The sequence below is a fragment of the Corynebacterium sp. H127 genome (genome assembly GCF_037482665.1).
GTDB lineage: Bacteria > Actinomycetota > Actinomycetes > Mycobacteriales > Mycobacteriaceae > Corynebacterium.
Genome location: NZ_JBBHKY010000003.1, coordinates 210,033 through 222,999, shown reverse-complemented (window position 1 = coordinate 222,999; position 12,967 = coordinate 210,033). Strand labels below are relative to the sequence as shown.

The window sequence follows — 12,967 nt, the reverse complement described above, 5'->3', positions numbered from 1 at the left end:
CTGTTGGCGTTCCCATACTCAACATGGCTCCCAAGTTGCGTGCGACTCGCCGATGGGGTGCAATTGGGGGAAGTGATCTAGATCAGTGGGGGCTGACGGATATGGGGAGCAATGATCTACAGGAGTTGCGCGACTTTTGCCGCCAATTTTCTGCTGATCCAGCAGTAGCTGCGTTGTTGGCGCGCAGTGAGGCGCTGCCGCGAGTCGGTGCCTGCACCCTCGAATATCCGGTGCGCATTAAGCTTCCCGACGCCCACAGCGTGCACCTCGCGTGGCCTGCGATTGGCGCGGATGTGGATGTTGTTTTCCTCGTGCACCCTGCTGCACTGCCAGCTCGTGTACGGGATCGAATCTCGGCTGGTCCTGCAGAGTTCGTGGTTGTTTCCGCTGCGACTGATATCCCGGCTGCGTGGTCGGAACTGGATCCTGCGCGGGTAGAAGCAGCCCGATTGCGGAGTTTGCATGCCGGACTCAGCTCCCTCGGATTGGAAGTGCCGGAGATTGCGAGTCCAGTGGAGGCCTCGGGGTCAGTGGTTGTTGGCGTGGTAGGGCCGGAAGAATCGGACCGGCAGCGGGTGCGCGAACAGGTGGCGGCCGCTGGGTTTGCGTTGGGGCAGGGGGTTCACGTGGATGTGGTTGTTGCGGTTGCTCCCGCCGGGGGTTGGCGGAAAGCCGATTACCCCAATTTGGATAAGGCGTTTGTTCAGGTGGGTCGCTTGATTATTACGGCACCGATTCCCAGCGGGGTGTGTCCAGAGGCGGTGCTGACCGCGGAGCAGGAAATTCCCCACGTAATAGACACTGTGGTGAAGAATCCTCCGTTGGCGCCACTGCCAGCTGTCAATCCACTGAGTTGGGAAAGGTCGGTGGCTCGGTTGGAACAGTTGCAGCGTGCGCAGCAGCTTCAGCGAGTGGAAAACGGTGGCCCAGATGATCTGTCCATTCCTTGGGGAGTGCTGGCCCTGGTTTTAGCTGACGCACTGGTTATAACGATACTGAGTTACGTGGGGCTATCTCGTGTAGTTGCGAGTGGATTTGCACTCGCAGTTGCGGTGTTGGTGGGGCTCGTGCGTGGCTGGGTGCAATTGCGGGATCGGCTGCAGGCATGGCGCCGAACTCGGGCGCGCCTGGTCAGCGCTACTGCGTCTGGGCCAGGCGCTTGGGTGCGTCGAAAATTGGCAACGCAGGTCTAGGGGGTACATGGTGGACATGAACTGGCTAAATGTTGTTGAACAGGTCCTATCGCAGTCTGGTATTTCCGAGGGTGTTCCCCTGCTGGCGGAAGCCGGGCAATCTCACGTTGAATATGACGATACGGGGCTGACGGTTTTTGCCGATGTGGATGGCGATGGAGTGATTGATCAGGTTTCTCGAATGGATTACTCGGGGGAGTATTGCACCCTGGTCGTTGGCGAAAACATGTCACTCGCTTCGGAGGCGAGCTGGGAGTTATGGGAGGAATCGACCCCCGAAAGTGGGCAACATGGCAATGCAGATTTCAAACAAGTTACTGGTTGGACATGCGCTGATTGGGGGTAGCTGACAGGTAATGACAAATTGTGGTGGTTGTCTCAAGCAACGGGCACAATTCGGCGCTCGTTGTGACTAGTCTTTAAAGGGAGAACGGAAAACGAGCCGGTTCGTCGGTCGCCCAGCTCAAAAGTTGGGGGCCGGTGACCGAAAAGTCAGGAGAAGCGATGACCGCTGCTGCAATTAAGGGCCTTGTGGGTAATGCCCCAACCAATAACGAAGAGCTACTGAGCTGGATTGCGGATGCGGTCGAGTTGTTCACCCCGGAGAAAGTCGTCTTTGCAGATGGCTCCGAAGAAGAGTGGGCTCGCCTCGGTCAGGAATTGGTAGATGCTGGCACCTTCATCAAGCTGAATGAAGAGAAGCGACCTAATTCTTTCCTTGCTCGCTCCAATCCATCCGATGTGGCGCGTGTAGAGTCCCGAACGTTCATCTGTACTGAAACTGAAGAAGGTGCTGGCCCGACTAATAACTGGGCCCCGCCGGCAGCTATGAAAGAAGAAATGCTGGCGCACTACAAGGGTGCGATGAAGGGGCGCACCATGTACGTGGTGCCATTCTGCATGGGTCCTATCAGCGACCCAGAACCGAAGCTTGGCGTGCAGCTCACCGACTCTGCTTACGTTGTTATGTCCATGCGCATCATGACCCGTATGGGAAAGGATGCCCTAGACAAGATCGGTGACAACGGCGATTTCGTGCGTGCTTTCCACTCCGTGGGTGCTCCGCTGGAGCCCGGCCAGGAAGATGTGGCTTGGCCATGCAACGACACTAAGTACATCACCCAGTTCCCGGAGACTCGCGAAATCTGGTCCTACGGCTCCGGCTACGGTGGAAACGCCATCCTGGCCAAGAAGTGCTACGCCTTGCGAATCGCTTCCGCAATGGCCCACGACGAAGGCTGGATGGCAGAGCACATGCTCATCCTGAAGCTGAACTCTCCTGAGGGCAAGAGCTACCACGTGGCAGCCGCTTTCCCGTCTGCTTGTGGCAAGACCAACCTGGCCATGCTGCAGCCAACCATCGAAGGCTGGACTGCTGAGGTTATTGGCGATGACATTGCGTGGATGCATATTCGCGAAGACGGTCGCCTGTACGCCGTGAACCCAGAGAATGGCTTCTTCGGCGTTGCTCCAGGCACCAACTACGGTTCCAACCCGAACGCAATGCGCACCATGGAGCCAGGCAACGCGATCTTCACCAACGTTGCACTGACCGACGATGGCGACGTCTGGTGGGAAGGCCTCGAGGGCGAGCCACAGCACCTCATTGACTGGAAGGGTAACGACTGGACCCCAGAGTCCAGTGAGCTCTCCTCCCACCCGAATTCGCGCTACTGTGTGCCAATCTCTCAGTGCCCAGTTGCAGCGCCAGAATACGACGATTGGAAGGGCGTTCCGCTCGACGCAATCCTCTTCGGCGGACGTCGTCCAGACACCGTGCCGCTGGTAACCCAGGCATTCGACTGGGAGCACGGCACCATGATCGGCGCCCTGCTGGCTTCTGGCCAGACCGCTGCTGCAGCTGAAGCCAAGGTTGGCTCGCTGCGCCACGACCCAATGGCGATGCTGCCATTCATTGGTTACAACGCTGGTGACTACTTGCAGCACTGGATCGACATGGGGCGTAAGGGCGGCGACAAGATGCCAGCTATCTTCCTCGTGAACTGGTTCCGTCGCGGCGAAGATGGCCGCTTCCTGTGGCCAGGATTCGGCGACAACTCCCGTGTCCTTAAGTGGATCGTGGATCGCGTCGAAGGCCGTGTCGAAGCTGACGCTACCGTTGCTGGCCTCACCGCACGCGTGGAAGATCTAGACCTGACCGGTCTGGATACCCCAATCGAAGATGTCAAGGAAGCGCTGACTGCTCCGGCAGAGCAGTGGGCAACTGACATGCCGGACAATGAAGAGTGGCTGACTTTCCTCGGTCCGAAGGTCCCTGCAGAGGTTCACTCGCAATTTGAGGCACTGAAGAAGCGCATCGCAGACGCTTCCTAAACCACAAGGATCCTCTCCGAATTGAGGCGTCCGCTCCAGCTCTTGGGGTGGGCGCCTCAGTTTTTGGTTTCCAGCAGTGGTGTGTCGCTTAGGGCAGTGCCTGTTCAGGATCAGTCTTGCGCAACACAATCACTAGGTTGCTGACCAAGAATTCTCGCAGCCCGGGGATGCGCACAAGCCACCATGCCCAGGCTGGGTGATAACGCGGGATAAGTGCCATCACCTCGGCATCCTTTAGGCTCTGCGCCCACCGAATCCCTTCGGCGCAGGAAAGATCGAACAGCGATTCCCCGAAGACGTTTTTCGGTGCGTGCCCATGCTTAAGGGCGTAGCGATCGCGCGCCCAAGCCCCGCCGATGTAGTGCTGCCATAATCCGGTCTCGTGTCCACCGAAGGGGCCGAGCCACACCGTGTAACTCAGCACCACCAGACCTCCGGGTTTAGCTACCCGCAGCATTTCTTCGCCCATCGTCCATGGCTGTGGCACATGCTCCGCGACGTTAGAAGAATAGACGAGGTCGAAGACACAATTGGCAAACGGAAGGCTCAGGCCGTCGCCACGCACGCTTTGCTTCGCTGGTAGCCCCGTGGCGTGCAACTCCGTCGCCGAAGGTTCGACAGAGAGATAGTGGGAGCCCTGTGCTGTGAAAGTGCTGGCGAAGTAGCCGGGGCCGCCGCCGACGTCCAACACCCGGCGACCGCGCAGACCGGTGCCAGAAATGTCCCGATGCAGAGAGTCGAGCAGATTAAATGTGTCCGTCGCGAGCCCAGAATAGAAGGCCTGAGGGCGAGTTTGCTCCATGGGGAAGGAACGCAAGAGTCGCCAAGAGCGGCGTAGCGTCGCTAAGGCGCGGGTGCGGTGGAGTTGGTTCACAAGAGCATTGTAGGCTGTCCAAATATATGAAGATTCTTCTGCTGTGTTGGCGCGATACCGACCACCCACAGGGTGGCGGCAGTGAACGCTACCTAGAGCGGGTCGCCGATTTTGCGGTGGCGCATGACCACCAGGTGATTTATCGAACGGCCTCATACCCCGGCGCGCCCCACCGGAGCATTCGCGACGGCGTGACTTTCCTGCGCTTTGGCGGGAGATACTCCGTATATGTCACGGCTGCGATCGAGATGTTGCTTGGGCGATATCGCGACGTAGACATCGTGGTAGATACCCAAAACGGCATCCCCTTCTTTGCCAAATGGTGGATCCGCAAACCAACGATCGTACTCACGCATCACTGCCATCGAGAGCAATGGCCGGTAGCCGGACCGGTGCTGGCACGCGTGGGGTGGTTCTTAGAGAGCCGCCTGGCACCGATTGCTTATCGACGCTCCCAGTACGTCACCGTGTCCGAGCCTTCGGCACTCGAGTTGGCGGGGCTCGGCGTGGCGCGCAGCCGCATTGCCATCATTCGTAACGGTGTGGACCCGGTGCCAGAATTTGCTCGGCTGCATGCCGACGGCCGCATCCACTTGGTTACCTTGTCGCGTCTAGTGCCACACAAGCAGATTGAGCATGCCATCGACGTAGTGGCAGCTTTGGCTACTCAACATGATGTGGTCTTGGACGTGATTGGCTCCGGCTGGTGGGAGCAGGAGCTGTGGGATTACGCCACTTCCGTTGGAGTGGGGGACCGCGTGATCTTTCATGGGCATCTCGACGAGACAGAAAAGCATGCGGTGCTTGACCGCGCCCAGCTCCATCTGATGCCGAGCCGCAAAGAAGGTTGGGGACTGGCCGTGATCGAGGCCGGCCAACACGCAGTTCCTACGATTGGGTATCGCAACTCTGCGGGATTGCGCGATTCCGTCATCGATGGTGAAACCGGAGTGTTGGTAGCAGACAAGGCGGCGCTGATCCGGGAAGTCTTTGACCTGTTGCGTTCGCCCGAACGGGCAGCGGAGATGGGGGAAGCTGCGAGGCGTCGCTCGGAGTCATTTTCTTGGCAACAAACAGGCGCAGACTTCCTAGCATTGCTGGTTAAGGTGGCACAGAAACAGGTGCCATCAACGAGCGGAAGCACGCCGGGAGATACTGCCACGGCCTAGCGCCCAACCGGCAAGGGCCAGCCATTCGATGAGAAGGGTCAGGCCCAGCCACCACTGCCAGCCTCGCTGTGGCCCGATGCCGGGGACCTCGATAAGATCCGCAGCGGTGGATGGATAAACTACCCCGATGCCAAGCTGCGCCAACTCCGGCACCGAGCCAGCTGCCCACAGTCGACTGGCCTCCTGAAACCTCGGTGAAGGGGAATCAACTTCAATGCCGTCGACAAGCAGGGCGCCATTTTCGACGAGTGGCACCGCTTTGGCCAGCGGGTTTACCGTGGGGGTGCCGTCGATAAGCACGAGCGTTGGTAGGCCGGGGACGAAGACATCTCGCCCTTGGGCAGCCTGCTGGATTTCAGTGATGGTTGTGGGCTCGGGGACGGGGCGAAGGCGCGCGACGGACCAAGGGGCATCCCACACTTGGAGTAGCGTCAGCGCGATCGCCAAGGTGGTGAGGAAGCGAGTACGCAGACTTGAGACGAGGGCGACGAATAGCGGCAGCGTAAGGAGAAGAAGCTTGTGGGAATCCCGCAGCAGCCCTCCGCCCGGCACCTCCGTACTGAGGAAGGTGGCGAGTGGGGGAACAAAAGCCAGCAACATGGCCGCACCCAGCCCCGTGCCACCGAGGACACTCAGCCGCAGCGGTACGCGCTGCACCCCAGCGAGCAGCAGCACAAAAAGAAATACCCCAGCGAGCGCAAACCCGGCTGACCTTGAGGGCGGGACCGCTGCAGAGTTCCAGATCCCGCCGAGCCCTAACAGCGCGCCTACCGTACCGACCATCCCCTCGGCGCGGGAAGCAAAGAGTTCGGCCCCTGCCCCGGAACTGGTGGGTGGGGAAAGCACGCTGGGTACCAGCCACGGCAGGCAGAGTAGGAAACCAAAGAGGGCAGTCCGCCAACGTGGCGCCATGACGAGCGCGACTGTCAGCCCGAATATTGCACCGGTTGGGGTGAGTGAACACAGCCATAACGCACAGAGGAGGGGTTGCCAGCGGCCCGAGCCACTCCAAGCCGCGACCCCCGGTAGTAGCCAGGCCGCGATCACGAGGCTCCACTGTCCTTGCAGGAGTCGCTCAATGACGAAGGGGTTGAAGATCGTCAAGGTGATCGCGGCTAGCTCTCCGAGGCGCGTCGATCCCACGAAGCGGGCTAGACTCAGCGCCCCGTAGGCCCCGAACAGTCCCGATCCCAGCAACAAGAGCCGGACGAACCAAGAAGCCGGGAGTACAAAACCAACCAGCGCCAACAACCCATCCTGCGGGGCGTTGCGCGCGGCTAAGTCGCCGAATCCTAAGGCAGCAGCAGAAAGCACTGGGCTGTTGATGACCGCCATATCGCGATGCAACAGCACTCCTGGGAAGAGTAGCGGCCACATTAGGAAACCGAGCAAAAGCACTGCCCAGCCACAGTACAGGCCCGGCCAAAGTGGAATGTGCTGCCGCAACATCTGCAAGCCTTAGACTCGTCGGCGCAGATAGAACAGGCCGAGCGCTCCGAAAACTGCGGCACCTGTCGTAGCTAGGACAACGCCAACCTGGACCGACTTGAGCACACGCAGCCCAGATTTCGCCCGAGTCCATGCGTCACCTTGGGAGGATTGATTCCAACGTAGGGTTGCGGTGTACAGCGTGCGCGGTGATTTTGGTGTCGTCTGCTCTGCTTCCGCAGTGTCGCCGGCGAGGAAAACATGCGGAATCTCAACACTATCCACGATCGTGCCCGTCTTCGGCTCGACCCACAATGTGCGGGTGATGGAGTAGTAGCGATTCAAAGCCACAACGCTACTGCCAGAGATTCCCTCCGCTTCCAGTTCCTGCTCGGTGTAAAACTGCCGGGCCAGGCCTGTGATCGGGGAGCCATCGAGCTGCGTTGGTTCGATGGCCTGGTGGAAACGATAGACGGTCTCGCCGCGCAGCTTCTCGCGATCATGAAAGTCGATCGGGGACGTTGTCGCCGAAAACTTATCAAAGTAGTCATAAGAGCGAAACTCGGTGGCAAACGGGAAGACATATTGCAGCCCGGTGCGGACTTGATCGTGAGTTTCATGGCTCAGCCCCTGGATGGGCGAGCTTGTTCGCAGTGACGCAATGGGCTCGTCCACGGGGAAAGAGGAGTGCCGTACAAAGCGTGCTTCGTCCTGCGAGGTGAACAGGACATTGTTGCTGTCCGCAGTGATGTCCTCGGAGACATGGAACTTGATGTCTTTCCGAGTCTCGCCAGGTTGCGAGGTGATCGTGCGGCTAGCGGTGACAAGGGGGCGCTCGATGAAGCACACAAGCGCGGGAGCGTGTTCGCATTCCGGTGATTTATCTACCGGAGTGCCAGCTTCCCAGGCTGCTGCATTGAACAACGTTGCTTCAGCTGATTCGGTAGTAGTCTGCATCGAAGCACCTACTTGCAGCAGCCGCACCTGCGAAGTGGCCAGGGCGGGGCCCACCATACGCAGCGCGAGCAAGATGAAGGTCAGCACGAACGCCGTCGTAGCCTTAGCCTTCGGTGTCACAGGTGCGCCTTTCCACTAGTATCCAGGTACAGCCACGTCGATAAAATCAGGAGGCCGCAGGGGTGTCAACAGCTCAAGTTTACGCACAGCGGCCCGGTTTTCTCCCACAGCTCGAAGGTCTGCGCGCGGTAGCGGCGTTTGGCATCATGCTCACCCATGTCGCGTTTCAGTCAGGCATGCGTCCGAATTCTGTCCTCGCGCGCTTTGACTTCTTTGTTCCAGTGTTCTTCGCGCTTTCCGCCTTTGTGCTGTGGCGACGCTACGAAAGTACAAGCAGTTGGAGGACCTATTTCCAGCACCGAGCTGTGCGCATTCTCCCAGCCTATTGGGTAGCCGTAGTGGGAGTGTTCTTGCTGCTTCCCGACGCCTTTGGCACGAGTATCTCTACCATCTGCGCCAACCTAGTGCTGGCTCAGATTTACGTTCCCGATGCACTAGCACCAGGCTTAACGCATCTGTGGTCCCTGTGCGTTGAAGTGACGTTTTATCTGGTGCTACCAGTGATCGCATGGGGATTGAGACGCTTTCGTTCCCGCACCCGCATCCGCGTCATCCTCGCAAGTTGTGCTCTAAGTCTGCTGTGGCCATTTTTGCCCTTCGTTGCAGATTCTCCAGCTCCCGGCCTAGCAAACCTGCAGATTTTTCCTATCTCCTATGTGTGTTGGTTTGCTGTCGGCCTGATCGCTGCTGAGCTAGAGGGAAGAGTTCGGGTGCCCGGGCCGTGGTGGGCATATTGGGCGCTTGGTCTCGCGGTCGCCTGGGTCGCGGCACAGTCATGGTTTGGTCCACTCGGTCTTGAACACCCCTCGCCGGCGGCGTTCGTGCGACGCGTGTTGGCGGGGGCTCTGTTTGGAGCGCTATTCCTCCTGCCGGTGGCGTTAGCACCTGGGCCACGGGTGCTCGCTTCCCCGATGGCGCAACTGCTGGGGAAGTGGTCCTATGCGGTTTTCCTATGGCATGTTCCGATGCTGTCGTGGGCATTCCCGTTGCTGGGGGTGCCACCATTTAGCGGGCATTTTGTTTTGGTGTTAGTTATGACGGTGGCGTTGACAGTTCCGGTAGCGGCAGCTAGTTACTACTTCGTGGAAGAACCGGTACTGCGTTGGTCCAAGTACCGTGCTGGCAAGACCAAGGCCGCGAGTGAAATACAACAGGCGAGGGTAGCGAACCATTGATCTCCCGCGTAGGTCCCAGATGGCCATGGGGCGTGCGCTAGCCACAGCCCGGCGATGCACACCCCGGCAGCTGCAAGGTGAGCACGGGTAATCAATGTGAACTTCAGGATCCCCGCAGCCATCACTAATGCCACTATTCCCGCCCAGCCGCCGACCACGCTGATACTGCAGATTCCGAGAGTCACCGGCCATGCCGTCAGTTGTGTCGGCACGGTCGTTAGCGAACGGCGACGCAGCAAAAACACGCAGCCGAGGGCAGTGAGGATCAACAGGGCAGTTCCGCCGAAGAGGCTGTACCGGTACGGGGTGTCACCGATAAAGGTCAGCCGTACCTCACCGTGGCTACCGGCGGGGATACGGAAAGCTTGGGTGTCGGCATCGACCCGCTCGGGTACAACTGGAACGCCACCGACCGTGGCCCGCAATCCAGGATTGAAAGCACGGCCGGTTACCAACAGCTGTTCTTGGGTCGATTCCGGGACGGTCTCGCCGATGGGTGTCGGCGGCGGAGCTGGTTGAAACTCCGGAGTAGTCAGGCTGATCCACCGGGCGGTGGTGGATAACTCATGTTGGCCGGGTTGCAGGGTTATCGTCTCGCCGCATGCGACCGGGGCAGCGTCGAGCAGGAAGTCATCACTGACTCCGGATTCATTTGCCGTTTTGGGTGATTCAGAACAGGAGGAGGCATTTACCCGCACCGTCATTTCTCGAGGCGCAGTAAATAGCCGATGGATGCGATCGGTGTTGACAAAGACGCGTTGGAATAGGAATTGCTGCACGTCCGGAGAAGTGTCGGCAACCTCGAGGATCCGGCGTGCGTCGTGGCTTTCCACCTTGACTTCAGCCAAACCGACTGGTTCACGGGATGCACCCAAGGTAATCGTGATCTTCTCGGCGTCGGCTACCGGTAGCTCCACTGTCAGTGGCGTACCGGGACGTGCGACTTTGTTGACGGTGGTTGTGTCTGCCGCGATGCTGAGAACGACCGGAGCCCCCTCGGTGGTGATGTGCACGACCGGCCGGTGGAAAGCACCGGTCATGCTGAACTTCTCGCCCTTTTGTTTCCCGGGCGCTGGGTACCAGGCGGTATCCGGTGATCCATCAACTGCGGCTGTTATCGAGCGAGCTGCATCGGCGCCGCCGAAGGCGGTTGCTTGTGCGGCAGCAGAGGAAGCCGCAACCTGAATGTCCCCGGTTGCGATGCGGCTTAATGGCCCGCCGGAGGGGTAATCCTTGACGGTGTTGCGGACATCTTCTCCCTCAGCAGTGGTGGCCAGTGGCGCGGACTGAGCGTTCCACACGCTGCCATAGTTCCTGGTGAGCAGCTGCGGCGTATCGGTGACGATCTGCGCATCGTTGTCGGTGATGCGGTAGGTGCTAGGGCCGTTCAGGTCGTCGAGTAGCGCGAGCGCCTCACCGCCACCAGCTACTCGCACCGGTTCCGCGGTGGTGACATGCATGTTGTGATCCAGGTTGAACTCGACGATGTCCACCTTTCCGAATTCGTGGACTTTGAGCCCCGCCTTCCGGAACTGGGTGCTCAGCGCCTTGGAGTTAGTAGCTCCAGCGAGGTCGTGTCGAATCACTGCTGCGCCCACACCGAGCCTGGCAAAACCCTCTGGGGTAGGGTGCGCCATCAGGCCGTCCAGGCCGCGGATCGTCTCGGGTGGTACCAGCGGAACTGCGTCGCGAACCACCCAGGGGACATCGAGGAGTGGCTGTAATGGTTCGTCCCTGGTCCAACCCCAAGTCTGGCGCGCGAAGGATGCCTGGGGCAGGATAACGGTGCGTGTGTTGCGGGCGTTGGTATTCAACCAATCGGCGGCCTCCTGCCAGTACCCCGGCACCTGTTCGTAGCCACCGCGAGGGGCAAGACGTGCACTCCACACCGGGGCGAGGCTGCCGAGCGCGACGGCGCAAATCAGCGCTATCGCCGCGTATCGACGCCCCTGGTGTCTAAAGCGAATGCTTGAAGCACAATGCACAAACCCAACCACGATGGGCAGATGCACTAGGGCATCGAATTTGTGCACATTGCGTAGCGGAGCGCCGGGGCCGTCGAGAAAGCTAAGGACCTCGGGGCCGAGGGGGCCGTGTGCTCCCGCCATAGTCATTGCGCCGACGAGCAGCAGGGAAATCCACAGCCGGCGCTGGGGCGCTGATGCCAACCCGGCTAGCCCCAGCGCGGCTACTGCCACGCTGAGCAGGACGAAGTAGGGAGACGTTGCCAGAATCGTACCGGCCATGCGTTCCGAATCGGCGAACGGCGCCCAGGACGTTGTTCCCCGCAGCATCTCCACCAGGTTCAACCACCGTGTGGTGACGTAGGAGCTTTCGATGAAATCCGTGAATGGTGGGGCATAGCGACCGAGAATCACTAGTGGCCCCAGCCACCACACGGAGACGGCGGCACAGCCGAGAACCCAGCCAAGCAATGGGCGCCATGCCCGTGCCAGAAGCAGCGCAAGAAATGCCGGGACGCAGGCCGCAGCCGTGGCGGTGGCGTTGACAGCGCCCATACCCGCGACAGCGAGGAGGGAAGCGGCGACTTGGCTCGACCGGGGGCGCGCTCCTACCAGTGGGAACAGTACCCAGGGGGCCAGCATGATGGGCCAAGCCTCGGAGCTGATCGCGCCGAGGGTGGTGATGACGCGCGGCGAAAACGCATACAAAAAAGCGCCGAGGATCCGCCACCCCGGAGTGCCGATGGTTAAGCGGTTGAGTAACAGGAGAAAACCCGAAAAGCCGACCCCAGCAACGAGGGTCCACCACAGTCGCTGCGCAACCCAATCCGGCAGTGGTTCGCTGAGGACGAAGAACAACCCTTGTGGGAAGAGATAGCCGTAGGCCTGATTCTGCAACTGTCCGAGCGGGAAGATATCGGTCCAGGCGTGCAGTGCATTCTTGAGGAAACCGATTGGGTCGGCAGCGAGATCGTGTTTGGTATCGGCAACCGTCAAGCCTGGGGACTGCGCAAAACTCAACAATAAGATGAGGAGCCAGCCCAGCAGGTGCGGGTGGTTCTTAGCTTTACTCGCGAGTGCCATACTCCGGGCCGCCTAGGAGTGCGGAATCCGCGTCGGCAGCGTGCCCAGCTGGAAGGGAATCCTGGTTGGATACGGTAGCGATGCCGATAACGGCCGCTACGCCCACAGCTACACCGACCACCGCGCTAGCAAGCGCAGGGCCGATCGAGCGGCGCACTAGGGTGTCGGATTCCAAAGCCATAGGGCGAACTATACCAATTCTTCTTCTACCGGAGGAACGATTAACACGGGTAACCCAGCGTTGCTCACGAGGTTCTCAGCGGTGGAGGAGGTAAATAGGGAGCGAATCCCCTTCAGTGCGCGGGTGCCGGTGACGATGACATCGGGGCGAAGCTCCTGCGCAGCATCGACGAGAGCACTCCAAATTGCGGTAGAAGATTCCACCAGGTGTGCGTGGGCCTCGAGGCCGTAGGACTCCGCAAGCGCAATTCCCTCCTGACAGGTCTCCAGTGCGTGAGTGTAGGCCGGGTCATCGCCCTCAGCTGCTTCAATCGCGGAGGAAAAATCAGTCTGCATCATCCCGGCTCCGCCGGCTGCCCGGGCCGCTTGCCGGTGTAGTGGCTCCCACGCGGTGAGGATCTGCACATGACTCGGGCGTAGTAGCTCTGCGCCGTATGCCAATGCGCGTTTGGATTCTTCGGAACCATCGAAGGCCACCAACATGACCTGC

11 protein-coding genes are annotated in these 12,967 nt (G+C 60.0%); 5 read left to right on the top strand and 6 right to left on the bottom strand.

The genetic code is table 11. From position 1 onward, the window contains the following. Nucleotides 1–23: 23 nt before the first annotated feature. The 3 genes from WG936_RS05060 (at nucleotide 24) to WG936_RS05050 (ending at nucleotide 3,527) form a co-directional block, all read left to right on the top strand. Entirely contained in the window at nucleotides 24–1,193 is a 1,170-nt protein-coding gene (locus WG936_RS05060; protein ID WP_339572275.1) for a hypothetical protein, read from the top strand. A 16-nt stretch (nucleotides 1,194–1,209) separates the two neighbouring features. Continuing rightward, the gene (locus WG936_RS05055; RefSeq protein WP_339572274.1) at nucleotides 1,210–1,539 is read left to right on the top strand and encodes a hypothetical protein; all 330 of its coding nucleotides are present in this window, start codon (nucleotides 1,210–1,212) and stop codon (nucleotides 1,537–1,539) included. A 158-nt stretch (nucleotides 1,540–1,697) separates the two neighbouring features. After that, complete coding sequence (locus WG936_RS05050; protein ID WP_339572302.1) at nucleotides 1,698–3,527, top strand: phosphoenolpyruvate carboxykinase (GTP); 1,830 nt, start codon at nucleotides 1,698–1,700, stop codon at nucleotides 3,525–3,527. An 88-nt stretch (nucleotides 3,528–3,615) separates the two neighbouring features. On the opposite strand, the gene WG936_RS05045 is transcribed toward WG936_RS05050, so the two are convergent. Next, on the bottom strand, nucleotides 3,616–4,401 hold the full coding sequence (locus WG936_RS05045) for a class I SAM-dependent methyltransferase (RefSeq protein WP_339572273.1): 786 nt from the start codon (nucleotides 4,399–4,401) through the stop codon (nucleotides 3,616–3,618). A 26-nt stretch (nucleotides 4,402–4,427) separates the two neighbouring features. Here WG936_RS05045 and WG936_RS05040 point away from each other — a divergent pair, with 26 nt between their 5' ends. Beyond that, nucleotides 4,428–5,570 carry a glycosyltransferase family 4 protein gene (locus WG936_RS05040; protein WP_339572272.1) on the top strand — a complete coding sequence of 381 codons (1,143 nt, stop codon included), beginning with the start codon at nucleotides 4,428–4,430 and terminating at the stop codon, nucleotides 5,568–5,570. On the opposite strand, the gene WG936_RS05035 is transcribed toward WG936_RS05040, so the two are convergent. Both WG936_RS05035 and WG936_RS05030 read right to left on the bottom strand, forming a co-directional pair. Then, nucleotides 5,529–7,019 carry a hypothetical protein gene (locus WG936_RS05035; RefSeq protein WP_339572271.1) on the bottom strand — a complete coding sequence of 497 codons (1,491 nt, stop codon included), beginning with the start codon at nucleotides 7,017–7,019 and terminating at the stop codon, nucleotides 5,529–5,531. The two genes, WG936_RS05040 and WG936_RS05035, sit on opposite strands and share 42 nt — an antisense overlap. A gap of 9 nt (nucleotides 7,020–7,028) precedes the next feature. Continuing rightward, nucleotides 7,029–8,075 (bottom strand): DUF3068 domain-containing protein, encoded by a 1,047-nt coding sequence (locus tag WG936_RS05030; RefSeq protein ID WP_339572270.1) that lies wholly within the window; start codon nucleotides 8,073–8,075, stop codon nucleotides 7,029–7,031. Nucleotides 8,076–8,137: 62 nt separating this feature from the next. Between WG936_RS05030 and WG936_RS05025 the strand changes: the two genes are divergently transcribed. Continuing rightward, nucleotides 8,138–9,250 carry an acyltransferase family protein gene (locus tag WG936_RS05025; RefSeq protein WP_339572269.1) on the top strand — a complete coding sequence of 371 codons (1,113 nt, stop codon included), beginning with the start codon at nucleotides 8,138–8,140 and terminating at the stop codon, nucleotides 9,248–9,250. On the opposite strand, the gene WG936_RS05020 is transcribed toward WG936_RS05025, so the two are convergent. Genes WG936_RS05020 through WG936_RS05010 form a run of 3 tightly spaced genes read right to left on the bottom strand, consistent with a single transcriptional unit; the run spans nucleotide 9,151 to nucleotide 12,960 of the window. After that, a complete protein-coding gene (locus tag WG936_RS05020; protein WP_339572268.1) occupies nucleotides 9,151–12,297 on the bottom strand; it encodes an alpha-(1->3)-arabinofuranosyltransferase domain-containing protein in 3,147 nt (1,048 codons plus the stop codon). The two genes, WG936_RS05025 and WG936_RS05020, sit on opposite strands and share 100 nt — an antisense overlap. Further along, nucleotides 12,281–12,478, bottom strand: a complete 198-nt coding sequence (locus WG936_RS05015) for a DUF2613 domain-containing protein (protein ID WP_339564080.1) — start codon at nucleotides 12,476–12,478, stop codon at nucleotides 12,281–12,283. Before WG936_RS05015 ends, WG936_RS05020 begins: the two co-directional genes overlap by 17 nt. An 8-nt stretch (nucleotides 12,479–12,486) precedes the next feature. Beyond that, a complete protein-coding gene (locus tag WG936_RS05010; RefSeq protein WP_339564215.1) occupies nucleotides 12,487–12,960 on the bottom strand; it encodes a universal stress protein in 474 nt (157 codons plus the stop codon). Between the last annotated feature and the right edge of the window lie 7 nt (nucleotides 12,961–12,967).